Origin of the sequence: Janthinobacterium sp. SUN128, from assembly GCF_030587275.1 — a bacterium.
GTDB classification, from domain to species: Bacteria; Pseudomonadota; Gammaproteobacteria; order Burkholderiales; family Burkholderiaceae_D; genus Janthinobacterium; species Janthinobacterium lividum.
Genome location: NZ_JAPWHY010000003.1, coordinates 202,622 through 227,474, shown reverse-complemented (window position 1 = coordinate 227,474; position 24,853 = coordinate 202,622). Strand labels below are relative to the sequence as shown.

Sequence of the window (24,853 nt, the reverse complement as noted above, 5' to 3'; positions counted from 1 at the left end):
TGTCTGTGATGTGAAAGGCTTGCCATGCAGTCAGAGAAACACCCGCTCGTTTCCATTGTCATGGCCACGTATAACCGGAGCAATATCCTCGGGTATGCGATTCAATCGGCACTCGCCAGCACCGTGCAGGATTGGGAACTGATTATCGTCGGCGATTGCTGCACCGACGACACTGCCGAGGTGATTGCCGCGTTCGGCGATGCGCGTATCCGCTTTGTGAACCTGGACACCAATTACGGCGAGCAGACGGGACCCAACAATCTCGGTGTCAGCCTGGCGCGTGGCACCTATCTGGCATTCCTGAACCACGATGACCTGTGGTTGCCTGATCATTTGCAAAGCAATATCGATGTCCTCGAGCGCGCCGGAGCCGATTTGGTCTTTGACCAGGGACTGGGCATTGGCCTGTCGGAACATCACATTGACGGGGCACTAACTGATGAACTGTGTCCTTATCGTCCGTGGATGAATGTGCCGGCTACCTTGTGGGTCATGCGGCGTGAACTGGCCCTGCAAATTGGTCCATGGCAACCTTCGTGGGAGCTGCGGTGCTGGCCGTCGCAGGCCTGGTTGCACCGGGCCTATCGTGCAGGACGATTGATGCTGGGCCAGCCCCGTATCGGCGCCATTCTGATCCAGTCTGGCAGGCGCAGCAATGCGTACCTTGAGCGGCAGAATAGCGAACATGCGTTCTGGTGGGAGTATATGCAAAATCCCGTGAATATTTTGCAAGCGGTCGCAACACTATGTGGCAAGCTGAGTCAGGAACGCTACATTTCTCCGGTCCGGTGTGCAGTCATTGCCATGAAAGCTTTGCTGCGGCGAATCTTTTATTTATTGGCTCTATGGCCGCCACAACCCATCTATTGGCTCAGGTATTGGCGTAGAGGTACTTTTCTACGTGAATTGCGCCGCCGCCGGGGATTGAAGGACCTGCCGCGGCGATAGATAATACGGTTGCAATACATAAGAGTATTTTTATAAAATTTCTGGGGATAATTTGGTGGCTGAGAAAGATAACTGGTTGTTGGCTGACGCGAAGCAGGATGGCGAAAGCATTACCAAGGAATGGAAGCCGACGACGCCTTCCTTGATCGATGGCGTGATTTTTCAGGAAATCAAGCCTGTCTTGACGGCGTACGGTAGCCTGACTGAAATTTTCCGTACGGAATGGGTGCCCGATGCGGCGCAGATAGGCCAGATATTCGCCTCGACCCTGGAGCCGGGCGGGCTGAGCGCCTGGCATGCGCATGCCATCACGACGGACCGCCTGTTCGTGGCGGCGGGCCAGATGCGCGTGGTGCTGTACGACGCGCGCGCAGATTCGCCCACCTTTGGCATGCTCAACGAATTCAAGCTGGGCACCAAGCGTCCCGGCCTGCTCGTCGTGCCGCCGCGCGTCTGGCATGGCGTGCAGAATTACTGCAGTACGCCAGCCATCCTCGTCAATGCGGTGGACCATGCATATCGCTATGATGCGCCGGATCACTGGCGCGTGCCAGCCGATTCGGACACGGTGCCATATCGTTTCTCCAACGACAGGCATGGCTGAGATGTCCTGCCTGCCTGGCTGATGCGCCTGACCCGTCTCGCGGGTTTTTCAGCCGGCCCCATCTTGTCGCTGCTGGGCAGCCTTGCCACCGTGCCTGCCGTGGCCTGGCTGTTTCCGCCTGCCGACATCGGCAAGCTGGATTTCTTCATGACCGCGTGCACGGTGGCCAGTTTGCTGCTGTCGCTGGGGCTGGATAAGGCCTTTCTGCATGAATACCATTACAGCACCGCGCGTAGCGGCTTGCTGAAGGCGTGCCTGTTGCCGGCCGTGCTGCTGGCGCCCGTGGCACTGGCCGTGATACTGCTGTTTGCCGCGCCGGTAGCGCAATTGTTATTTGACGTTGCGCAACCCGCCCTGGCCATCCTGTTCGCTGCAGGCATGCTGAGCGCCCAGGTCAATCGCCTGATCGCGCAACTCTTTCGCATGCAGGAGCGCGCCTGGGTATTCAGCCTGGCGCAAGTGCTGCCAAAAATCACACTGCTGATGCTGTTGCCTGTCCTGTGGTGGGATCCGCAGCGAAATTTCGTGCACCTGGCAAGCCTGGTCGTGACCACCACCTGGATGGTCACGCTCTGGCTGCTGTGGCATGCACGCGCATCGCTGGCGCAAGCCTGGAACGCCGCCCTGGACTGGGTGCTGTTGCGGCGTCTGCTTTCCGAGGCCGGGCCCCTGCTGGTGAGCAGCATTTTTTACCTGTCCATGCTGTCTGCCGGCATGGGCTTGCTGCGCCTCTTTGCCGGCTTTGACGAGCTCGGTATTTATGCGTTGGCCATGCGCGTGGCCGCCGGCGCCTGGCTGGTGCAGTCGATTTTTACGATTGTCTGGGTACCGCAAGTGCACAAATGGGCCGCCGCCGGTGGCGACCTGTCGAATATTGCCGCCATTTGCCGCCATGCGCAGGCCATCGTGGTCGTGGGCTTTTGCCTGGCTGGCGCCCTGGCCTGGCTGATCGGATGGATATTGCCTCCCAATTATCATGGCGTCGCCTACCTGGCAGTGGCCACTGTGGGCCAGCCGCTGCTGTACGCCCTGGCGGAAGTGAGCGGTGTCGGCATCAGCCTGGCCCGCCGTCCTTCCTTATCCATCGCCGCTTTCGCGGCAGGCTTGCTGGGCACCTTGCTGGCGGGCGCCGTGCTGGTGCCGCGCTGTGGCGCCACGGGCGCCGCCGTGGCGCAGCTGCTGGGTTTCCTCGTGTATTTTGTCGTCAAGACGGAACTGGGCATGCGCGTCTGGCGTCCGCTGCCGCGCCGTTCGCTGTACCTGAACGCCATCGTGCTGTCGCTGCTGGCGATGGGGCATGCCCTTTTTGCCCAGCGCCTGGGGCTGCTTGCTCCGCTGGCGTGGGGCGTGCTGCTGGCGGCCGCAATGCACGTCTACCGGCCTTCGCTATGGGCCGCCTTCAGCCTGCTCAAGCCGGCCAGGCAGCAGGGCTGACCGAGTTTGCTGCCCGCCGCCGTGTTGCGCTTTCCTTGTTACTCCGCGTACAATGAGAATAATTCTCATTTATAATCCGATGCGCCTGTTCTTGCCGGCCGTTGGCGACAGGAAGGGTATCGTGAGCACCGCCGAGTTAGCGCTTCAGCAGCAAGTCAGCAGTCTTTACACCGACCACCATCACTGGCTGCGTGGCTTGCTGCGCCGTAAACTCGGCAATGCCTTCGATGCGGCCGACCTGGCGCACGATGTGTACCTGCACCTGATGAAGACGGGCAGGGTGCCGCCGGCCGGGGAGTCGCGCCGTCACCTGACGCAGATCGCCAACGGCATGGTCATCGACCTGTACCGCCGCCGCCAGATCGAAGCGGCCTACCTGGAAGTGCTGGCCCTGGTGCCCGAAGCGCTGGCGCCGTCCGAGGAAGAGCGCGCCCTGGTGATCGAGGCACTGACGGAAATCGATGCCGTGCTGCACCGGTTGCCCGCCAAGGCGCGCAAGGCATTGCTGCTGTGCAAACTCGATGGCCTGAGCTACCGCGACATCGCCGCCGAACTGGACGTCTCGGTGTCCTCCGTCGAAAAATACATCGCCGCCGGCTTGCTGGCCTGCTACGAGGCCATGCATGCGCCGGACGCCTGAGCCATGGAGCTGGTGATTGCACCGGCCATCGTGCAGCAGGCAGCCCAGTGGATGGCGCGCCTGTGGTCCGATGACGCCAGCGAGGAAGACCGGGCTGCCTGTGCCCGCTGGCGTGCCGCCCATCCGCACCACGACCTCGCCTGGCAGCGTTTGCAAGCGTTCGAAGGCAAGCTGCACAGCGTGCCGCGCGATGCGGCCCGGCACGCGCTGCGCGAACCGGCGCCGGCCGCCTACCTGAACCGCCGCCGTGCCCTGAAGCTGCTGGCCGTGCTGCTGCCCGTGGGCGGCATGGCGTACCTGCTGCGCGGCACGGATGCCTGGCAAGTGGCCACGGCCGGCCACGGCACCGGCACAGGCGAGATCCGCGAGATTACTTTGCCTGACGGCACGTGCGTGACGCTCGCTTCCGCTTCCGCCATCGACGTGCGCTTCGACGCCAGCGAGCGCTTGCTGATCCTGCGCAGCGGCGAAATCCTCGTCACGACGGCGCACGATCCCGATCCGGCGCAGCGGCCTTTCCGCGTGCAGGGACGCCACGGCACGGTGCGGGCGCTGGGCACGCGTTTTACTTTGCGGCAAGACGAACACACGTCGCGCGTGGCCGTCTTCGAGGGCGCCGTCGAAGTGCGCCTCGCGCATGCGCCTGGCCAGGCCGTGCGCATCGACACGGGCTACAGCGCCATCTTCTCGGCCGATATCGTGCAGTCTGGCGCACCCGCGTCCGCCAGCGCCATGGCCTGGAGCAAGGGCGTGCTGGTGGCCGACAACATGCGCCTGGACGAGCTGCTTGCGGAACTTGCCCGCTATCGCCCCGGCCTGCTGCGCTGCGACCCTGCCGTGGCCAGCTTGAGCGTCAACGGCGTGTTTTCCCTGCGCGACACGGACCGCGCGCTGCATAACCTGGCGCTGGCCTTGCCCGTGCAAATCGTTGCGCGCACGCGCTACTGGGTGACGGTGCAAGCCATACCCTAACCTCTGCCTGACAATTTCGCGGGCCCGATTGAGGGTTTCGCATTCTCGTTCGGGATATAGGGTGAGAGCCACCCTTAATCATTGACCTTATGCCCGTTTTTTCCCGCCTTTCCCATGAGTAGCCCAAGCCGCCAGGCCGGCCCGATCAGCCGGATACTCCAGCCCATCCGCGGACGCCTGATCGCCGCCGCCGTGCTGGCCGGCGCTGGTTCTATGCTTACCCTGGTACCGCTGGCAGGCATCGCGCAGATCGCGCACATCGCCCTGAACCCCGCGCTGGTTCGGGGCGATGTATGGCAGATCATCATCGCCAGCGTCGCTTGCCTGTTTGCAGGCATGGCCCTGATCTCGCTGGGCGAGCTGGCCGCGCACCTGGCCGACAACCGCCTCACCCATCAACTGCGCCTGCAAGCCATGCAGCGCCTGGGGCAAGTGCCGCTGGGCTGGTTCACCAGCCGCGCTTCGGGCGAGGTCAAGCAGGCGATGCAGGACGATATCAATACCCTGCACAGCCTCACCGCGCACTTCTACACGACGACGGGGCGCGCCGTGGGCGCCATCGCCATCTCCATTATCTACCTGTTCGCCATGGACTGGCGCCTGGCCCTCATCGCCATCCTGCCATTTCCAGGCTTCTTCCTGTTCTTTGGCCGTGCCATGAAAGCCAGCGGCGGCAACATGGAACAATTCGTCGCCGGCATGGGACGCATCAACAATGCCGTGGTGGAGTTCGTCAACGGCATCCCCGTGGTCAAGGCATTTGGCGCCACGGGACGCGCGCACGGCAGCTACCGCACGGCCGTCGATGCGTTTGCCGAGGCGTTTGCCGCGTTTACCCGTCCGCTGGTCGGCTCGATGGCCAACGCCAACGCGCTGATCGCGCCCGTCGCCGTGCTGGGCGTGGTGGTGCTTGCCGGCACGGCCTTCGTGGCGCTGGGCTGGATGGCGCCCGTGGATATCCTGCCGTTCGCCCTGGTGGCGCCCGGCATTTCCGCGCCCATGCTATTGCTGCATTACCTGACGCATGACCTCAACAATGCGACGGGCGCCGCCCAGCGCGTGCAAGCCTTGCTCGACACGCCCGTACTGGCGCAGCCGGCACCGGATGAGCAGCAGTTGCCTGACGGCACCGAGATTCGCATGGAGCGTGTGGGCTATGCCTACGATGGGCACAACAAAGTGCTGTCGGACATCACGCTCACTTTGCGTCCTGGCACGGTGACGGCCATCGTCGGCGCCTCCGGTTCCGGCAAGTCTACCCTGGCGCGGCTGCTGCTGCGCTTTTTCGACCCGACCGAAGGACGCATCACCCTCGGTGGCGTCGACCTGCGGCACATCGCCACGCCCGAGCTGTACCGGCGCATCGGTTTCGTGCTGCAGGAAGTGCGGCTGATCCACGCCAGCGTGCGCGAGAACATCGGGCTGGGTCGGCCGTCGGCCAGCTTGCAGGAAATTGAAGAGGCGGCGCGCCTGGCGAACATCCACGAGCGCCTCCTGGCCTTGCCACGCGGCTACGATTCCGTCATCGGCGAGGATGCGCAACTGTCCGGTGGCGAGTTGCAGCGCGTGAGCATCGCGCGCGCCGTGCTGCTCGACCCGCCCGTGCTGGTGCTCGACGAGGCGACGGCCGCGGCCGATGCGGAAAACGAAGTGGCGATCCAGGACGCGCTGTCGCGCTTTGCCCAAGGCCGCACCCTGCTGGTGATCGCGCACCGGCTCGACACGGTCATGCATGCCGACAATATCGTCGTTGTCGAGAACGGTGTCATCGTCGAGCAGGGCAGCCATGCCGGCTTGCTTGCCCACCAGGGCCGCTATGCGCAACTGTGGGCGCTGGGCGGCTATCAAGACACCTTGAAAGAAACGCTGCTCCCATGCTGAAAACATTCATTCAACTGCTGGGCGATGATGCGCCCGTGTTCCGCCGCTACTGTGCCATGGCGCTTGCGTACGGCGTGCTCAGCGGGCTGACGATCACGGCGCTGGTGCTGGCCCTGGGCCGCTTGCTGGCCGGCGATACGGGCGGCGCAGCCCTGTGGCTAATCGTGCTGCTGGCCGGGCTGGTCGCTTGCTGGGCCTGGCGGCGTCAGGTGGAAAAAGCGGGCGTGCGTGTGGGCGTGACGGTCTTGCAAGGGGCGCGCCAGCGCCTGGGCGACCACGTGGCGCGCCTGCCCGTCGGCTGGTTCACGCCGGAGCATACAGCGAAGCTGGGCCACGTCATCACGCAAGGCATGATGAATGTGGCCCAGCTGCCCGCCCACGTGCTCACGCCCGTGATCTGTGGCGCCGTCACGCCCGTGGTGATGCTTGCCGCGCTGTTTGCGCTGCACTGGCAACTGGGTGTCATCGCGTTGCTGGCGCTGCCCTTGCTGGCGGGCGCCTTGCGGCTCACGGCATACCTGGGCCAGCGCGCCGACGATGCCTACCACCATCATTTTGCCCAGACCAGCCAGCGCCTGGTGGAGTTTGCGCAAGCGCAATCGGTGTTGCGCGCCTTCAATGGTAACGGCGGTGGTGCAGCTGACGGCGGCACGCGTTTCCTGCAGCAAGCCATCGACGCGCAGCGCCACGCGGGCACGCGGCTCATTTACCTGTCGGCGCTATCGTCCGTACTCAACGCCTGGACCGTGCAAGCCATCTTTGCCGCCTTGCTGGCCGCCGCCGCGCTGTGGCTGAACGCGCTGCTGGGCGGTGCAGCCGGCACGGGCGATGCCATCGCCGTCATCGTGGCCTTGCTGCTGGTGGTGCGCTTTGTCGACCCGCTGCAGGAAGTGGCCAGCTATGGCGAAGTGCTGCGCGGCGCGCGGGGGCCGCTGGACGCTGCGCGCGATATTTTCGCCGTGCAGCCCTTGCCGGAAGCACACAAGCCGCAAGCGCCGCGCGATGGCTCCGTTGAGCTGCGCGGCGTGGCTTTCCGCTATGCACAGGACCAGCCAGATGTATTGACGGACATCAACCTGCACATCGCGCCGGGCAGCATGACGGCGCTGATCGGCACCTCCGGCTCCGGCAAGACGACCCTGGTGCGCCTGATCGCGCGCTTCTTTGACGCCAGTGCCGGCACGGTGCGGGTGGGCGGCGTCGATGTGCGCGACATGTCCAGCGAGCAATTGGCCGGCCAGATCAGCCAGATATTCCAGGACAGTTATCTGTTCCAGGGCAGCATCGGCGACAACATCCGCATCGGCAAGCCGGATGCCACCGATGCCGAGGTGCTGGAAGCGGCGCGGCAGGCGGGAGTGGGCGAAATCATCGCCCGCTTGCCGCAGGGACTCGATACCCTGGTGGGCGAGGGCGGCGCGCGCCTGTCCGGCGGCGAACGCCAGCGTATTGCGATTGCGCGCGCGCTGGTCAAGGATGCGCCGATTCTGCTGGTCGACGAGGCGACAGCCGCGCTCGACGCGGAAAACCAGGCCGCCATCGCCGAAGCGCTGGCGCGGTTGCGCGGCAGGCGCACGGTGATCGTCATCGCGCACCAGCTGTCGACGGTGGCCATGGCCGACCAGATCGTCGTGCTGGACGGTGGCACGATTCGCGAGCAGGGCACGCCAAGCGCCTTGCGCGCGCAGGACGGCCTGTATGCGCACTTCCTGGCGCAGCGCCAGGCGGCCAAGGGCTGGCGCATCGCCTCCGCCGCGCCGCAGCAATGAACGGGATGACGATTTGACGCGCGCGAGTCTGCTGTGCCTATTCTTCCTCCTGTGCTGCGCGTCCTTGCTGGTCGGTGCACGGCAGATGGAGTGGGCGCAGCTATTGTCCTCGTCCGACGCGCTGTCCGCCGATGCTTGGCTGACCCTGACGGCCAGCCGCCTGCCACGCCTGGCCGCGCTGGTGCTGACGGGTGTGGGCCTGTCTGTCTGCGGCGTCATCCTGCAGCACATCGTGCGCAACAAGTTTGTCGAACCGGCCACCTCGGGCGGCCTCGACGCGGCCAAGCTGGGCATCCTCGTGGCGCTGACCGTGGCGCCCGCGGCGGGCACGGCCGGCAAGATGGCGTTCGCGCTGGCCTTCTGTTTTGCCGCCAGCCTGATTTATGTGGCGCTGATCCGCCGCATCCGCTTCAAGAACACGATACTCGTCCCCGTGATCGGCCTCGTGTATGGCGGCGTGCTCAGCGCCTTGGCCGAATTCTATGCCTACCGCAACAACATCCTGCAAAGCATGCAGGGCTGGCTGCTTGGCGATTTTTCGCGCATCGTGCAGGGCAATTATGAAATCATTTATCTGATCCTGCCCATCGTTGCCCTCACGTACTTGTACGCGCAGCGTTTTACGGTTCTGGGCATGGGCGAGGGCATGGCCACCAGCCTGGGCTTGAACTATGCGGGCACGGTGGCGCTGGGCTTGATGCTGGTGGCCGTCACGGTGGCGGCCACGGTGATCACGGTGGGGGCGATCCCGTTTGTCGGGCTGGCCATTCCCAACCTGGTGGCCTTGCGCTACGGCGACAAGCTGGACCGCACCCTGCCCATCGTGGCGCTGGGCGGCGCGTCGCTGCTGCTGGCCTGCGACATCGCCGGGCGCTTGTTGATCTATCCATTCGAAGTGCCGATCGGCCTGACGGCAGGCGGCGTGGGCGGGGTGCTGTTCCTCGTCCTGATCATCCGGGGGCGGCGATGAGGCGCAGTTTGAACCAGCGCACGCTCTGGCTGGCCGTGTTGGCCCTGGCGCTCGCTTTCCTCTTCATCGGCGCAAATCTGGATTTCGATTACGTCATTCCCAAGCGCATGTCGCGCCTGGCCGCCATCGTCATCGGCGGCGTTTGCGTGGCCGTCTCGTCGATTGTGTTCCAGACCATCGCCGGCAACCGCATCCTGACGCCGGCCGTCATGGGCTATGAAGCCGTGTACCTGCTGTTGCAATCGCTGCTGATCCTCGCGATGGGCATGCACAGCGTGGTGCTACTGGGGCAGAACGGCAACTTCGTGCTGTCCATCGCGCTGATGCTCGCGTATTCCTGGGCCATCCACTATTGGTTGTTTCGTGATGGCAAGAACAACGTGTATTTCCTGTTGCTACTGGGATTCGTGCTGACGATGGTGATCGGCACATTTACCCAGTTCATCCAGCTGCGCATCAGTCCCGGTGAATTTGCCATTTTGCAGGGTTTCAGCCAGGCATCGTTCAACAAGGCGCAGCCCGCACAATTGCTGTACTCGGCCTTGCTGGTGGGCGCTGCCTGCGTGGCCGTGGTGAAAGCCCTGCCGGCGCTCGACGTGCTGGCGCTGGGGCGCGAACAGGCCATCTCGCTCGGTATCGATTACCGGCGCATGGTGCAGTTGCAGCTGGCGCTGATCGCCGTGCTGGTGGCCGTGTCGACGAGCTTGCTGGGACCGACCGCCTTCATGGGCATCTTTGTAGCGAACACGACTTACGCCCTGGCCCGCACGGCGCGCCATCGCGTCACCTTGCCCTTGGGTTGCGCCATCGCCATCGCCATCTTCCTGGCCGCCCAGCTGCTGGTCGAGCACGTTTTCAACTACCGGACCACCGTTGGCATCCTCGTCAACCTGGTGTGCGGCGCGTATTTCCTCGCGCTCATGGTCCGCACCCGAGGCACCGCATGATCCACGTCAACCATATCGAAAAAAGCTACGGCGCCAGGCGCGTGCTGGACAACGTCAGCGCGCAGTTTCCCAAGGGCAAAGTGACGTCCTTGATCGGCCCGAATGGCGCTGGCAAGACGACCTTGCTGATGCTCATCGCGCGCCTGCAGGAAGCGAATGGCGGCGAGATTACGATAGACGGGCGCAGCATCGCACACATCAAGATCCAGGACTATGCGCGACTCGTCGCCACCCTGCGCCAGTCGCCCGATTTTCATTTGCGCCTGATGGTGGAAGAGCTGGTCGCCTTCGGCCGCTTTCCTTACAGCCGAGGTAGCTTGACGCCGCAAGACCGGCAAGCCATCGATGACGCCATCGCCTTCCTGTCGCTGGAGCATCTGCGCCTGGCGTATGTCGATGAGCTGAGCGGCGGCCAGCGGCAGATGGCTTTCCTGGCCATGACGATTGCCCAGCAGACGGACATTTTGCTGCTTGACGAGCCGCTCAACAACCTCGACATGAAGCACGCCGTACAGATCATGCGCGCGCTGCGGCGCCTGTGCGACGAGCAGGGCCGCACCGTGATTCTGGTGATCCACGACATCAATTTCGCCGCCAATTATTCCGACCACATCGTCGCCATGCAGGGCGGCGCCGTGCGCTTTTCCGGCCCCGCCCACGAGGTCGTAACGGAACAGCGCTTGCGGGCGCTGTACGACATCGATTTTCACATCGTGCGCAACGAGCGCGGCTGCGTCTGCAATTACTTTACCCCCACAGGAGCTTGAGATGATCTGGAACAAATCCCGCTGCGCGCTGGCCGTGCTGCTCGCCGCCATGGCCGCCCTGCAAGGCTGCAGCGACAAGGCGGCCACGGCGCCGCCAGCGCCTGCCGCTTCCGCGTCAGAGCAGGCATTTACCCCCATCACCATCGAGCACAAGCTGGGCACGACGGTGCTCACACATCGTCCGCAGAAGGTGGCCGTGCTCGACATGAACGAAGTTGATTTTCTCGACCAGCTGGGCGTGCCCGTGGCCGGCATGGTGAAGGATTACGTGCCGCATTTTCTCACGCGCTACAAGGAAGACCAGGGCATCCGCGACCTGGGCGCCATCGTGCAGCCGAATCTCGAACACATCCACGCGCTCCAGCCCGACCTGATACTGATGACGTCGATCCAGGCCAACCATTACAAGGAACTGAGCCAGATCGCGCCCACCTTGCATTTCGACGTGGATTACCAGAACAGCGAGAGCAAGCACATCGAAGTGGTCAAGCAACACTTGCTGACACTGGGGCGCATCTTCGGCAAGGAAGACATCGCCAGCCGGAAAGCGCAGGAGCTGGACGCCAAGGTGGCGGACGCGCGCAAGGTGACGCAGGAGCGTCCCGAGAAGGCGCTCATCGTGCTGCACAACAATGGCGCCTTCAGCGCGTTCGGCGTGCAGTCGCGCTACGGTTTTGTCTTCGATGCGCTGGGCGTGAAACCTGCCAGCACAGCCATCGAGGCGGGCTTGCATGGCCAGCCGATTTCCAGCGAATTCATCCAGCAAGCCAATCCCGACATCATCTATGTGGTGGACCGCACGGCCGTGATGGAACACCGTCCCGTCATGACGGCCGAGCAGATGGCCAATCCACTGCTGCGCCAGACCAATGCCTGGAAGAATGGCCGCGTGGTCTTTGTCGATGCTGACGCCTGGTACATCACGGCGGCCAGCGTGACGTCGCTGAAGCGGGTGATCGACGATGTGCTGAAGGGCTATCAGTAATCAATAGTTTTCGTAATGATTCGCATTTGCATTGAGGGTTTTGCCTTTTCGTTCGGGAGATAGGGTGAGAGCAAGCAATCATCCCATCTGAAAGGATTTACTGTATGACCCAACGCATGGCAACGCGCCACCTTCCCGCCTTGAACCTGAGCCGCATCGCCGCCGCCGTGCAACTGGCGCTTATCACGGGCTTGACCGTAGGGGTGTTGGGCGTGGCGGCCCCGTCAGCCTACGCGCAAGCGGGGGCGGGCCAGGCCCGGCAAGCGTTCAGCGTGCCGGCCGGTACACTGGGCCTGGCCCTCAATACCTTTGCCGCCGAAGCGGGGGTTGAATTGACGGTCGAGGCTAGCCTGCTGCAAGGCAAGAGCAGCACCGGCCTGTCCGGCAGCTACAGCGTGCCCGAAGGCTTTTACGAATTGCTGCGCGGCCATGGCTTGCAAGCCGTGCGCGAGGGCAATGGCAGCTATACGGTGCGCCGCGAAGCGGCACATAGCGCCGCCGCCGAGGCTGCCGCCACCATGCCGGCCGTGACGGTGTGGGGCAAGGGCAACGCGGTGACGGATGCCTACGCAGGCGGCCAAGTGGCATCCGGCGGCCGCGTGGGATTCCTGGGAGACAAGGACTTCATGGAAACCCCGTTCAACACCATCAGCTATACGGATAAATTCATCGAAGACCGGCAGGCGCGCGACATCACCGATGTGATTTCCGCCACCGACCCTACCGTCTTCAGCAGCGGCATGACGGGCATCATCGGCGAGAATTATTCGATACGGGGCTTCAGTTCGAATATCGGCGACGTCGCGTTTGGCGGCTTGTACGGCATCTCTCCCTACTACCGCACCTCGCCTGAAATGTTCGAGCGCATCGAGGTGCTGAAGGGACCGTCGGCCTTGCTCAATGGCATGCCGCCGGGCGGTTCCGTGGGCGGCAGCATCAACCTCATGCCCAAGCGCGCGGGCGATACGCCGCTGGCGCGGGTGACGGCGTCGTATATGTCGGATGCGCAATGGGGCGGCCATGTGGACCTGGGCCAACGGTTCGGCGAGCATCAACAGTTCGGCATCAGAGTCAACGGCGTCTACCGCGATGGCGACGGCGCCATCGACCATCAGAAAAAGAAGACCGAGCTCGTCTCCGTGGGCCTGGATTGGCGTGGCAACGGTGCGCGCCTGTCCGCCGACCTGTATCACAGCGAGGACCGCGCCGACGGCTTGAACCGGGGCGTCAACCTGGCCCCCGGCTTGCCCGTGCCGCGTCCGCCGAAAGCGGAAACCTTATTAAATCCCAGCTGGGCGTTTTACGATACCAGGGACAAGGGCGCCATGCTGCGTGGCGAACTGGACTTGAACGCGCAAGTGATGGCGTATGCCGCCGTGGGCGCCAGCCGGGCCGACTACCAGTCGACGGGAGCGTACCTGATCCAGGTGTTCAACACGGCTGGCGACTACCGCACCAATCTTGCCGACCTGGGTTTTGACGTGGAAAAGCAATCGGCGGAAGCGGGCTTGCGGGGCAAGCTGCGCACGGGCGGTATCGGCCATCAATGGGCCGTCAACGCCACCTATTATCACCATACGGACAAGCAGTACGGCCGCAGGAATACCCTGGCGAAAGACTGGATCACGAATATCTACAACCCCGTCTGGGGTCCGGCGACGCACTTTGAGGCGCCGCAAATTTCCAAGGCAGAACTGCGCCTGGCCAGTGTCGGCCTGGTCGATACGCTTTCTTTTGCGCAAGACACCGTGCAGCTGACGGTAGGCTTGCGCCGCCAGGAAGTGCTCAGCGATAACTTCAACATCAAGACGGGCGCGCGCACTTCGCGCTATGACGAAAGCGCCACTACGCCGGCCGTCGCCGTGCTGGTCAAGGCCAGCAAGACGATTTCCCTGTACGGCAACTACATCGAAGGCTTGAGCCAGGGCGCCACGGCGCCGTTGACGGCGGCCAATTCGGGCGAGGTCTTTGCGCCGTACAAGTCGAAGCAGGCGGAACTGGGCTTCAAGGTCGACCTGGGCGAGTTCGCGCATACGGTCAGCGTGTATGAAATCAAGCGGCCCAGCAGCTATGTTGACCCGGTCAGCAATATCTTTTCCTTTGGCGGCGAACAGCGCAACCGCGGCATCGACTGGGGCTTCTTCGGTTCGCCCTTGCGCGACGTGCGCCTGATGGGCGGCGTGGCGTATGTCGATCCCGTCTTGAGCAAGACGGTGGGCGGCGCCAACCAGGGCAAACAGGCCACGGGCGTGCCCAAGCTGCAAGCCAAGCTCGGTGTCGAATGGGATACGCCCGCCATTCCCGGCGTGACCCTGACCGCGAACGCGACGGCGGCATCGAAGCAATACATCAATGCCGACAATTCGATGTCCGTGCCGGGCCGTACCGTGTTTGACGTGGGTGCCCGCTATGCGACACAGGCGGCTGGCCGGCCCCTGACCGTGCGCGCCAGCGTGACGAACGTCGGCAACAGGGCGTACTGGGCGCTGCCGCAATGGACCAGCCTGGGCCTGGGCGCGCCGCGCACCGTCATGCTGTCTGCCACGACGGAGTTTTAAGCCTATTCGTCCGGGCCCCGTGCCAGCTTGCTTGAACGTTGCCACGTCCACATCAGGCCGATCCCCGCCGAGGTGCCGCTGTTCTGGCGCAGCAGGGGACTGGCGCGGTTGGCGGCGCCTGTGTAAGTATCGTAGCGTACAAAGGCAAAGGCGCGCCAGTCCTGGTGCAGCCGGTACGAACCGCCCAGGCCCAGCCGCGTGAGCATCAGCCCGCCTTTTGCCGCATACGCCGGGCGCTGAGCGGTGGCAAACGCGGGGCGCACGCCATACAAGTAATCGTTGATGGCGGCATTGCCCAGCACGGCGCCCAGGCTGGCATCGACATGCCATGCCTGCTGCTCGCCTTGCAGCGCGTAGACGAAGCGGGGCTCGAACGTGGCGCCCTGGCGGCGCAGGCCGCCGCGCGCTTCGATGACGGCGCGCAAGGGCAATTCCAGCCCCAGGCGGCTGTGCTGCGTCGGTTCGGCCAGCTTGATTTTCAGGCGCGGACCAAATTCCACCAGGGTGCCCAGGTCCGGCATGCCGCGCCGGGCCGGCACGTCGCTGGAGCGGGCCGGCAAGGACAGGGCAAAACCGATATCGAAGTCGAGGCGATCCGTGTTGAGCAGGCGCGCGCCCACGCCGGAGCGGTCGGCGCGCAACACTTTCCCCCGATAAATCAGATAAGGCAGGGCCAGGCTGCGCGTCGAGCGTTCGCTGGCGCCGGGATAGGCGGGCGTGACGGCCGTGCCGCCAAATACGCCCGCTTCCCATAAGGGCAGCGGTGCTTCGGCGGCGCGCGCCGGCGCCATGGCAGTGCAGAGGGAGGTGGCGGCCAGCAAGGTGCGTGCGATATTCATCGGGGGACTCCGCAAGGTTTGCCCTCCGGCAGCGATTCCAGGTCGGCAAACGCCCCCAGCGCCTGCGATTGATGCCAGCCCAGTTCATTGCGCACGGCCAAGGCTTCCGTCGCCTTGCCCTGGCGTTCATACTGGTCGATCAGCGCCTTGTAGCTGAGGGCGCTCGATTGTTTGCTGCGTTTCGCCAGCGCGATGGCCTGGCGGAAATGAAATTCGGCTGCATCGTAGCGGCAGGCTCCGCTGGCGGCGCGTCCCGCCTGGTGGTGCAGCCGCGCCTGCCAAGCGGGATCGCCATGGCCCAGTTCGACATTCCCGACGGCGTCCGCGTAGCTGCGCATGGCTTGCGCCCAGTCGCCCTGGCTGGCCGCCTCGCGTCCGAACTGCTCCTGCTGCGCCGCCATGCGCAGTTCCACCTGCGTGGCGCAGGCTGCCAGCGTCATCAAGACCAGCGGCACGACGAGGCAAGAGCGGAAGGGGAGCAGTGTGGACATGGCGCCACTGTAGCGCATGGGAAGGGGCGCACGTTTGCGCGATACGCATGAATTCGGGATTTGCCCCGGCATGGATGACATATAATTTGCACACGACTTTGTTATTTTTGACAGTACACTTCACGGGAGCACCATGTTTTCACGCAAATTCCATTCTTGTGCACAGCTGATGCTGGCTACCTTGCTGATGGGCTTTATCGCCGCCTCCCCGGCGCGCGCGCAGCAGGCGGCCGTCAAATTGCCGAACGTGGTGATCCTGGCCACGGGCGGCACCATCGCCGGCAGCGGCGCCGACAGCACCACCACCGTCGGCTATACCTCGGCCACCGTGGGCGTCGAGCGCCTGATCGCGGCCGTGCCGGAATTGAAGAAAGTGGCGAATGTGAAAGGCGAGCAAGTGTTCCAGATCGCCAGTGAAAGCATGGGCAACAGCCACTGGCTGACCCTGGCCAAGCGCATCAACGTGCTGCTGGCCTCGAACGATGTCGATGGCGTCGTCGTCACGCACGGCACGGACACGATCGAGGAAACGGCGTACTTCCTGAACCTGACCGTGAAAAGCCATAAACCGGTGGTGGTCGTGGGCGCCATGCGTCCATCGACGGCCATTTCGGCTGACGGTCCCATCAACCTGTACAACGCCGTCATGCTGGCGGGCAGCAAGGAAGCCGTGGGCAAGGGCGTCTTGGTGGCCTTGAACGACCAGATCAACGCGGCGCGCGAAGTGACCAAAACCAATACCTCGACCACCGACACCTTCAAGTCGCCGGAACTGGGCATGCTCGGCTACATCCAGGGCAGCAAGGCCTTCTTTTACCGCCAGTCGACGCGCAAGCACACCTTGGAATCGGAATTTGACATCAGCAAGCTCGATGCTCTGCCGCAAGTGGACATCGTCTACGGCTACGCGAACATGAACCGTGTCGGCATCGATGCCTTCATTGCTGCTGGCGCCAAGGGCATCATCCACGCGGGCGTGGGCGATGGCAGCGTGGCCGCGCAGATGAAGCCGGCCCTGGTGGAAGCGCGCCAGAAGGGCGTGCTGATCGTGCGTTCGAGCCGCGTCGGCCAGGGCATCGTGGCGCGCAATGGCGAAGCCAACGACGATGAACTCGACAGTGTCGTATCCGACACCCTGAACCCGCAAAAAGCCCGCATCCTGCTGATGCTGGCCCTGACCAAAACGAATAGCACGCAAGAAATCCAGCGTATCTTCTATACCTATTGATCGCTGTCACGCCGGCCCGGTCGCTTCGGCTGGGCCTGGTAGATTTACGCTTGCCCGCTTTGCTGCCATACTTCGCTTCTGAATAATTTCCTGGCAGAAGCAGCAATACTGTTCCTTCTCCCCTGTCCATGGCTATCCTGTCCGACATCATTCTGTATCCGATCAAATCGTGCGCCGGCATCCATTTTCGCGAGGCCGTCCTGACGCGCTCCGGGCTGATGAGCGAGCACGTGTTCGACCGCGAATGGATGGTGGTGGACGCGCAAGGCCGCTTCCTGACCCAGCGTGAATATCCGCGCATGGCGCTGATCGTGCCATCCATCAAGGCCACGACCCTGGAGTTGCGCGCGCCGGGCATGCTGCGCCTGGAAATCGAGCTGGGCTTGCCGCACCCGCAACTGGCACCGATGCTGGACGTGCAAGTGTGGGACGATACCGTGCGCGCCTACGATTGCGACGACGTCACGGCCACGTGGTTTTCCAAGGCCATCGGCGTGCCGTGCCGCCTGGCGCGCTTTCACCCGGACGTGGTGCGCGCCACCAGCACCAAATGGACGGATGGCGTGGCTGCCTCGACCATGTTTGCCGATGGCTATCCCGTGCTGATCGCCGGTGCCGCCTCGCTAGCCGATGTCAATGGCAAGCTGCGCGCCGCCGGCCGTGAAGCGCTGCCGATGAACCGTTTCCGTCCCAACCTCGTCATTGGCGACATCGGCGCCTTCGAGGAAGACTACGCGGACTTCCTGCAATTCGGCGCGACCACCTTGAAACCCGTCAAGCCGTGTTCGCGCTGCCCGATCCCGTCGGTGGACCAGGCCACGGGCGTGCCCGGCCCGGACCCGCTCGACGTCATGCATGGCTATCGCGCCAAACCCGAGCTCGACGGCGCCATCTGCTTCGGCATGAACGCCATCGTCACCGAAGGCGGCGATGAGCGTATCGTGGTGGGGCAGGACATCGGTTTCGAACTGGCATTTTAAGCATGGCGCCCGCACACAAGGGTTTAAGGTTTCTATGAATCAAGCAATACCGCCGGACCCGCGCATTGCCAGCCTCGAAGCCGAAAACCAGGCTTTGCGCGCGCGCATGGCTTTCCTGCTGGAACAGGTCGAGCGCAACCACGACATCATGTGCCGGCACCAGGCGTTCGACCTGGAAATCGTCAGCGCGTCCACCTTTCCCGAATTGATCGGCACCATCTTCCGCACCTTGCCCGTGATTTCCGACCTCGACGGCGTCACCCTGAGCCTGCTCGACGAGGATGACGATATCGTGCTGGTGATGGAAAAGCTGGGCGTCGATTTCAGCGCCTTCCCGCAGTTGCTGTTTGTGCATGCCGTGGCGGAGCTGGGTTTTGCTCCGCCGGCGTCCGTGGCCGAGGGGGAGGCGGCCTTGCCGCCGTTGCCGCTGCTGGGTGCCTTCGACGCGGCCGTGCATGGCCCGCGTTTTCCGCAGATCGACGCTCTGCGCAGCGTGGCGCTGGTACCCTTGCTGCGCAACAAGCGCCTGATTGGCAGCCTGAACCTGGCCAGCAGCGACGTGACGCGTTTTACGCCCGCGCTGGGCACGGATTTCATCAAGCACATGGCGTCCATCATCGCCATTTGCCTGGAAAACGTGATCAGCAATGAAATGCTCAAATACATCGGCTTGACCGATTCCTTGACGGGCGTCTACAACCGGCGCTATATCGACCGCCGGCTGCTGGAAGAAATCGCCCGTGCGCGGCGCCAGAATTATTGCATCTCATGCATGTATATCGACATCGACCATTTCAAATTGGTCAATGACACGCATGGACACCAGGGCGGCGATGAAGTGCTGCGCGAGGTGGCCCAGCGCATCCGCACGGAATTGCGCCGCTCCGATGCGCTGGGCCGTTTCGGCGGCGAGGAATTCGTCGTCCTGCTGATCGACGCCGACCTCGATAGCGCGACCTTTGTTGCCGAACGCATTCGCGCCAGCATCGCCGGCACCATGTTTGACTTGCCGGGCAGCGCGCAAGCGTGGGTCAGCGTGTCGATCGGCGTGGCCAGCCTGGAAGCGGACGCGGCGCTACTCCCCATCGAAACTGTGGCGCAGCAGCTGGTGGCGCACGCCGACCAGGCCCTGTATCAGGCCAAGGCCGATGGCCGCAACAAGGTCGTCAGCTGGCAGGCGCAGTCCGGTTAATTATTTCAATAGCAAGGTTTCTGCTTTGGCCACGGCGTCGGCCGTGCCGCGCAGCACCACCACGTCGCCGCTGGCCAGCTGCGTCTCGGGGGTGACATCAAGGCGGCCCCGGCCGCGGCGGATGGCGGTCACAAACGCGCCGCAGCCGGCCACGTCGATCGTGCTCAAGGGCAGTCCCACACAGTGCGCGCCCTCGTTGACGGTGACCGTATGCAGGCGTTCCAGCTCGGCATCGTCGCCCGCGTCGCTGGAACCGTGGAAATAGCCGCGCAAGGACGCATAGCGTTCTTCGCGCGCCGCCTGCACCCGGTGCACGACGCGGCGCAGGGGCACGCCCATCATGATCAGCGCATGCGAAGCGAGCATCAGGCTGCCTTCCATCAATTCCGGCACCACTTCGGCCGCGCCCGCCTTCTTCAGTTGGTCGAGGTCGGTATCGTCGTGGCTGCGCACGATGACGGGCAGGGTTGGGGCCATTTCGTTAAGCAAATGCAATAACTTCAAGGCCGAGGGCGTGTTGGCATACGTGATCACCACGGCGCTGGCCCGGTAGATGCCGGCCGCCACCAGGCTTTCGCGCCGGCCCGCGTCGCCATACGAGACATGGGCGCCGGCCAGCTGCGCTTCCTGTACCCGTTCCGGGTCCAGGTCCAGCGCGTGGTATTCGATCTTTTCTTCCGCCAGCAGGGTGGCCAGGCTTTGTCCGCTGCGCCCGAAGCCGGCGATCAGCACGTGTTTCTGCGATGCCATGGTGCGCGTGGCGATCTTGGTCAGCGCCAACGATTGCATCATCCAGTCGTTGGCCGCCAGTTTCATGACGATGGCGTCGGACTTGGCGATGAGGAAGGGCGCCACCAGCATCGACAGCACCATCGACGCCAGCACCACCTGCACGACGAACGGGTCCATCAGTTTGATGCCGCCAGCCAGGTTCAGCAGCACGAAGCCGAACTCGCCCGCCTGCGCCAGTCCCAGCCCCGTGCGCAAGGCCACGCCGTTGCTGGAGCCGAACAGCCGGGCCAGCCCCGCGATCAGGGCGAATTTCAGCAGCACGGGGCCGCACAGCAGCAGCAGGACGAGCCACCAGTTCTCAAACACCACACGGATATTGAGCAGCATGCCGACGGTGATGAAGAACAGGCCCAGCAGCACGTCGCGGAAGGGCTTGATATCCTCTTCCACCTGATGCTTGAATTCCGTCTCGGAAATGAGCATGCCGGCAACAAACGCTCCCAGGGCCAGCGACAGTCCTGCCCGTTCCGTGATCCAGGCCGCGCCCAAGGTAATCAGGAGCAGGTTGAGCATGAACAACTCTTGCGAGCGGCGCTTGGCGACGATGGTCAGCCAGCCGCGCACCAGCTTCTGGCCGATGAAAAGCAGCAAGATCAGCACCACCAGGGCCTTGCCGCCGGCCCAGGCCAGGGTTTCGGCCAAGTTGTCCGAATCGCGCGTGAGGGCGGGAATCAGGATCAGCAGCGGCACGACGGCCAGGTCCTGGAACAGCAAAATGCCGATGATCTTGCGGCCGTGTTCGCTTTCGAGTTCCAGCCGTTCCGTGAGCATTTTCGAGACGATGGCCGTCGACGACATGGCCAGCGCGCCGCCCAGGGCGAAGGCGGCTTGCCAGCTCAGGTGGATGTAGGCGGACAGGTAATGTCCGACGAACCAGCCGAAGAAGACGGTGGCGATGATGGTGGTGACCACCTGCGCCATGCCAAGGCCGAAGACGATGCGCCGCATGGCGAGGAACTTGGGCAGGGAAAATTCGAGCCCGATGGAAAACATCAGGAAGACGACGCCGAACTCGGCCAGGGTGTGGCTGGCCTCGTTTTCCGCCGCCAGGCCCAGCGCGTGGGGGCCGATGACGATGCCGACGGCCAGGTAGCCCAGCATGGGCGGCAAATGCAACATTCTGAAAGCGACCACGCCCAGCACGGCGCTGCCGAGTAACATCAGGGTCAGTTCAAGCGAGGAAAACATGGGTTGCCCGGTACGGTCAATGGAAATCGTTGTTTGTTGTGACTGGCAAGTTTTTTGCTTTCCTAATTCGTTTATACTTTGGGCATGAGTGTAACCCATGAAAAAACAATGCTGAAAGCTTTTGATCGAATTGACATGCAAGCGACGACCGAGCGCGCCGTCGCGCTGGCCCGCACCACCTTGCAGATCGAGTCCGACGCCATCGTTGCGCTGCACGCGCGCCTGGCCACGGACGACAGCGTGGGCCGCGCCGTGGCGATGTTGTTGCAATGCAAAGGAAGAGTCGTCGTCTCCGGCATCGGCAAATCCGGCCATATCGCGCGCAAGATTGCCGCCACCCTCGCTTCCACCGGCACGCCGGCCCTGTTCGTGCATCCGGCCGAAGCGGCCCATGGCGACCTGGGCATGGTCACCTCGGAAGATGCTTTTATTGCCATATCGTACTCCGGCGAATCGTCGGAACTGATGGCCATCATGCCCGTCGTCAAGCGCATGGGTGGCGTGCTGATTTCCATGACGGGCAAGCCGAATTCGAGCCTGGCGCAATTGGCCGACGTGCACCTGGATATTTCTGTTGAGAAAGAAGCCTGTCCGCTGAACCTGGCGCCGACGGCCAGCACCACCGTCACTCTGGCCCTGGGCGACGCGCTGGCCGTGGCCTTGCTCGACTTGCGCGGCTTCAAGGAAGAAGATTTTGCCCGCTCGCACCCGGGCGGCGCCCTGGGCCGTCGCCTGCTCACGCACGTGCATGACGTCATGCGCAGCGGCGAACGCGTACCCAAGGTGCCCGTGGACGCTTCCTTGCTGCAGGCGCTGGAAGAAATGACGAAGAAAGGCATGGGCATGACGGCCATTGTCGACGCGGACAACCGCCCCGTGGGCGTGTTTACCGATGGCGACTTGCGCCGCATGTTCGAGCGCGTGCAGGATTTCACGCAAGTGGCGATCCGCGACGTCATGCATGCGCAGCCGCGCAGCATCGCGCCCGAACGCCTGGCCGTGGATGCCGTGGCCGTGATGGAGCAGTTCCGCATCAACCAGATGCTGGTCGTCGATGCCGACGGCAAACTGGTGGGCGCGCTGCATATCCATGATCTGACGCAAGCGAAGGTGATCTGATGGACAGCGTCGCGGACAACCTGGCACGCGCGGCCAAGGTCAAACTGATGATCTTTGACGTCGATGGCGTGCTCACCGACGGCAGCCTGCATTTCGGCCCGGACGGCGAGATGATGAAAACGTTTAATGTGTATGATGGCCTGGGCATCAAGCTGCTGCAGGAATCGGGCGTGCAGACGGCCATCATCAGCGCGCGCCGCTCGCCCATCACGGCGCGCCGCGCGCAAGACCTGGGCATTACCCACGTGCACCAGGGCGGCCACGACAAGCTGACGCCGTTTCGCGAACTGCTGGCGCTGACGGGCTTGACGGAAGAGCAATGCGGCTATATCGGCGACGACGTCATCGATGCGCCCATCCTGAAACGCGTCGGCTTTGCCGTCAGCGTGCCGGGCGGGCGCCCGGAAGTGCAGGGCCTGGCCCACCATGTGACGCAGGCCGGCGGCGGCCGCGGCGCGGTGCGCGAGATCTGCGAATTCCTGCTGCGTGCCCAGGACAATTATGCGCGCGTCATGGCGCCGTTCCTGGAGTGAGGCGCGCCGCCTCGCCAGTGACATTTGAAAGAGTGAAGCCCTATGCGTAAGCCAGGAGGCGCCCATCGCTGGCGCATGATTTTTACCGTGCTGGGCGCGGTTGTTGTCGCGCTGGGCAGCTTTTGGCTGCTCGAGGTGATGAACAAGAATAGCCAGGACATCACGGCCAGCAAGCATCTGGATGAGCCCGACTATTTCATTACCAATTTCAGCCTGGTGCGCATGGATTTGACGGGAAAACCCAGCTATATCGTGTCGGGCGCCAAGCTCACGCATTATCCGCTGGACGATTCGTCCGATATCGACCGGCCCTTCGTGCGCAAGCTCACGCCAGGCATGCCACCGATGAACATGAATGCGGAACTGGCGCATATCGACCAGGACAATACCCGGCTGCAACTGCACCGCAATGTCGTGATCGACCGCGTGGCCAGTCCGAAGGCGCAGAACCTGACGGTCAAGACGGAAGCGCTGACGGTGTTCCCGGATGAGGAAAGAATGGAAACGGACGTGCCTGTCGATATCCTGACGGGCACCTCGCGCCTCAATGGCATCGGCATGAAAGCCAATAACGCCACCGGCGTGGTGGAAGTGCAGAATGCGCTGCGCATGGTCCTCCCGCCGAAACCGCGCCCGGCCGCGGCGGCAAAATGACAGAATGAAACAAGGAAACCATACTATGAAGAACATCTTGCTGTTGACCGTATTTTCCCTGGCCATCATGGGCGTGGCGCATGCCGAGAAGGCCGATTCCGAGAAGGAAGCCGTCATCACGGCACGTAGCGGCCACGTCGATGACATCAAGCAGGTGCGCACCCTGACGGGCGACGTCGTGCTGGTCAAGGGGACCCTGACCATGAAGGCGGGGCGCGCCGTGATCACGGAAGATCCGCAAGGCTACCAGTTCATTACCTTCTGGGCCGATCCCGGCAAGCTCGCCACCTTCCGCCAGAAGCGCGATGGCGCGGGCGACCTGTGGGTGGAAGGCGAAGCGGAGCGCGTGGAATACGACAACAAGACGGAAGTGGTGAAACTGTTTTCCAGGGCCAAGCTGACGCGCCTGGAAGGCACGAAAGTGACCGACGTGGCCAATGGCGCCTTCATCTCGTATGACAGCCGCAAGGAAGTGTTTGCGATGGAAAATTCCAACAGCGGCACCAGCACCCCGGATGGCGGCAGCGTGCGCATGGTGATCCAGCCGAAAACCAAGGCACCGGCGGCGGAGAAAGCGCCGGCCACGCCTGCGCCAGGAAAGAAATAATGGACAATACTCGTTGCGGCAGCACCCTGATCGTTCGCGGGCTGCAAAAAACCTATGGCAAGCGGCAAGTCGTGCATGATGTCTCGCTGCAAGTCGAATGCGGTGAAGTGGTGGGTTTGCTGGGCCCGAACGGCGCCGGCAAGACCACCTCGTTCTACATGATCGTCGGCCTGGTGCCGTCCGATGGCGGCAGCATCGATATCAGCGGCGTGGACATCTCCAGCCTGCCGATCCACCGCCGCGCGCAGATGGGCCTGTCCTACCTGCCGCAGGAAGCGTCCGTCTTCCGCAAGCTGACGGTGGAAGACAATATCCGCGCCGTGCTGGAAATCCAGACCGTCGAAGGCCGTCCGCTGACGAAGGCCGAGATCGAGGTGCGCCTGGATAAATTGCTGGCCGACTTGCAGATTGAAAAGCTGCGCGAGAACCAGGCCCTGTCCCTGTCGGGTGGCGAGCGCCGCCGCGTGGAAATCGCCCGCGCGCTGGCCACCGATCCCCGTTTCGTGCTGCTCGACGAACCGTTCGCCGGCGTCGATCCGATCGCCGTGATCGAGATCCAGCGCATCGTGCGTTTCTTGAAGGAGCGCAATATCGGCGTGTTGATCACCGATCATAATGTGCGCGAGACGCTGGGTATCTGCGACCGTGCCTACATCATCAACCAGGGCTCGGTACTGGCGTCGGGACGCCCCGACGACATCATCGCGAACGAGTCGGTACGCCGGGTCTATCTGGGCGAACACTTCCGCATGTAA

The 24,853-nt window shown here is 63.4% G+C and carries 23 protein-coding genes; 20 read left to right on the top strand and 3 right to left on the bottom strand.

The window, feature by feature from the left end:
• Positions 1-24 precede the first annotated feature (24 nt).
• The 12 genes from O3297_RS23730 (at position 25) to O3297_RS23675 (ending at position 14,475) form a co-directional block, all read left to right on the top strand.
• Entirely contained in the window at positions 25-948 is a 924-nt protein-coding gene (locus O3297_RS23730; RefSeq protein ID WP_305050417.1) for a glycosyltransferase family 2 protein, read from the top strand.
• 55 nt (positions 949-1,003) lie between these two features.
• A complete protein-coding gene (locus O3297_RS23725) occupies positions 1,004-1,552 on the top strand; it encodes a dTDP-4-dehydrorhamnose 3,5-epimerase family protein (protein ID WP_305050415.1) in 549 nt (182 codons plus the stop codon).
• Positions 1,553-1,573: 21 nt separating this feature from the next.
• The gene (locus tag O3297_RS23720; protein WP_305050413.1) at positions 1,574-2,986 is read left to right on the top strand and encodes a lipopolysaccharide biosynthesis protein; all 1,413 of its coding nucleotides are present in this window, start codon (positions 1,574-1,576) and stop codon (positions 2,984-2,986) included.
• Between the two features lie 121 nt (positions 2,987-3,107).
• Positions 3,108-3,626 (top strand): sigma-70 family RNA polymerase sigma factor, encoded by a 519-nt coding sequence (locus O3297_RS23715; protein WP_099389969.1) that lies wholly within the window; start codon positions 3,108-3,110, stop codon positions 3,624-3,626.
• 3 nt (positions 3,627-3,629) lie between these two features.
• On the top strand, positions 3,630-4,598 hold the full coding sequence (locus O3297_RS23710; RefSeq protein WP_305050412.1) for a FecR domain-containing protein: 969 nt from the start codon (positions 3,630-3,632) through the stop codon (positions 4,596-4,598).
• 114 nt (positions 4,599-4,712) lie between these two features.
• Positions 4,713-6,479, top strand: a complete 1,767-nt coding sequence (locus tag O3297_RS23705) for an ABC transporter ATP-binding protein (protein WP_305050411.1) — start codon at positions 4,713-4,715, stop codon at positions 6,477-6,479.
• A complete protein-coding gene (locus tag O3297_RS23700; RefSeq protein ID WP_305050409.1) occupies positions 6,473-8,248 on the top strand; it encodes an ABC transporter ATP-binding protein in 1,776 nt (591 codons plus the stop codon). The genes O3297_RS23705 and O3297_RS23700 overlap by 7 nt, the downstream gene beginning before the upstream one ends.
• A 13-nt stretch (positions 8,249-8,261) precedes the next feature.
• Positions 8,262-9,218 (top strand): ABC transporter permease, encoded by a 957-nt coding sequence (locus O3297_RS23695; protein ID WP_305050408.1) that lies wholly within the window; start codon positions 8,262-8,264, stop codon positions 9,216-9,218.
• The gene (locus O3297_RS23690) at positions 9,215-10,165 is read left to right on the top strand and encodes an iron chelate uptake ABC transporter family permease subunit (protein WP_305050406.1); all 951 of its coding nucleotides are present in this window, start codon (positions 9,215-9,217) and stop codon (positions 10,163-10,165) included. The genes O3297_RS23695 and O3297_RS23690 overlap by 4 nt, the downstream gene beginning before the upstream one ends.
• On the top strand, positions 10,162-10,932 hold the full coding sequence (locus O3297_RS23685; RefSeq protein ID WP_305050405.1) for an ABC transporter ATP-binding protein: 771 nt from the start codon (positions 10,162-10,164) through the stop codon (positions 10,930-10,932). Before O3297_RS23690 ends, O3297_RS23685 begins: the two co-directional genes overlap by 4 nt.
• A gap of 1 nt (position 10,933) precedes the next feature.
• Entirely contained in the window at positions 10,934-11,917 is a 984-nt protein-coding gene (locus O3297_RS23680; RefSeq protein ID WP_305050404.1) for a siderophore ABC transporter substrate-binding protein, read from the top strand.
• 104 nt (positions 11,918-12,021) lie between these two features.
• A complete protein-coding gene (locus O3297_RS23675) occupies positions 12,022-14,475 on the top strand; it encodes a TonB-dependent receptor (protein WP_305050403.1) in 2,454 nt (817 codons plus the stop codon).
• A 2-nt stretch (positions 14,476-14,477) separates the two neighbouring features.
• Here O3297_RS23675 and O3297_RS23670 read toward each other — a convergent pair whose 3' ends face one another.
• Both O3297_RS23670 and O3297_RS23665 read right to left on the bottom strand, forming a co-directional pair.
• On the bottom strand, positions 14,478-15,314 hold the full coding sequence (locus O3297_RS23670) for a MipA/OmpV family protein (RefSeq protein WP_305050402.1): 837 nt from the start codon (positions 15,312-15,314) through the stop codon (positions 14,478-14,480).
• On the bottom strand, positions 15,311-15,805 hold the full coding sequence (locus O3297_RS23665; protein WP_305050401.1) for a hypothetical protein: 495 nt from the start codon (positions 15,803-15,805) through the stop codon (positions 15,311-15,313). Before O3297_RS23665 ends, O3297_RS23670 begins: the two co-directional genes overlap by 4 nt.
• Positions 15,806-15,938: 133 nt before the next feature.
• Here O3297_RS23665 and O3297_RS23660 point away from each other — a divergent pair, with 133 nt between their 5' ends.
• The 3 genes from O3297_RS23660 (at position 15,939) to O3297_RS23650 (ending at position 19,205) form a co-directional block, all read left to right on the top strand.
• The gene (locus O3297_RS23660) at positions 15,939-17,033 is read left to right on the top strand and encodes a type II asparaginase (protein WP_070259582.1); all 1,095 of its coding nucleotides are present in this window, start codon (positions 15,939-15,941) and stop codon (positions 17,031-17,033) included.
• A 128-nt stretch (positions 17,034-17,161) separates the two neighbouring features.
• Positions 17,162-18,013, top strand: coding sequence for an MOSC domain-containing protein (locus O3297_RS23655; protein ID WP_305050399.1), 852 nt, complete (start codon positions 17,162-17,164; stop codon positions 18,011-18,013).
• 34 nt (positions 18,014-18,047) lie between these two features.
• A complete protein-coding gene (locus O3297_RS23650; protein WP_305050398.1) occupies positions 18,048-19,205 on the top strand; it encodes a diguanylate cyclase in 1,158 nt (385 codons plus the stop codon).
• Here the strand turns inward: O3297_RS23650 and O3297_RS23645 are convergent, their stop codons facing one another.
• A complete protein-coding gene (locus tag O3297_RS23645) occupies positions 19,206-21,185 on the bottom strand; it encodes a monovalent cation:proton antiporter family protein (protein WP_034778378.1) in 1,980 nt (659 codons plus the stop codon).
• A gap of 84 nt (positions 21,186-21,269) precedes the next feature.
• Between O3297_RS23645 and O3297_RS23640 the strand changes: the two genes are divergently transcribed.
• The 5 genes from O3297_RS23640 to lptB are packed head-to-tail and all read left to right on the top strand — an operon-like array spanning position 21,270 to position 24,853.
• The gene (locus tag O3297_RS23640; RefSeq protein WP_370385442.1) at positions 21,270-22,304 is read left to right on the top strand and encodes an SIS domain-containing protein; all 1,035 of its coding nucleotides are present in this window, start codon (positions 21,270-21,272) and stop codon (positions 22,302-22,304) included.
• The gene (locus tag O3297_RS23635) at positions 22,304-22,837 is read left to right on the top strand and encodes an HAD family hydrolase (protein ID WP_230523046.1); all 534 of its coding nucleotides are present in this window, start codon (positions 22,304-22,306) and stop codon (positions 22,835-22,837) included. Before O3297_RS23640 ends, O3297_RS23635 begins: the two co-directional genes overlap by 1 nt.
• 42 nt (positions 22,838-22,879) lie before the next feature.
• Positions 22,880-23,491, top strand: coding sequence for an LPS export ABC transporter periplasmic protein LptC (lptC, locus tag O3297_RS23630; RefSeq protein WP_244517503.1), 612 nt, complete (start codon positions 22,880-22,882; stop codon positions 23,489-23,491).
• 25 nt (positions 23,492-23,516) lie between these two features.
• Positions 23,517-24,098, top strand: a complete 582-nt coding sequence (gene lptA / locus O3297_RS23625) for a lipopolysaccharide transport periplasmic protein LptA (RefSeq protein ID WP_034778381.1) — start codon at positions 23,517-23,519, stop codon at positions 24,096-24,098.
• On the top strand, positions 24,098-24,853 hold the full coding sequence (gene lptB, locus O3297_RS23620) for an LPS export ABC transporter ATP-binding protein (RefSeq protein ID WP_034778383.1): 756 nt from the start codon (positions 24,098-24,100) through the stop codon (positions 24,851-24,853). The genes lptA and lptB overlap by 1 nt, the downstream gene beginning before the upstream one ends.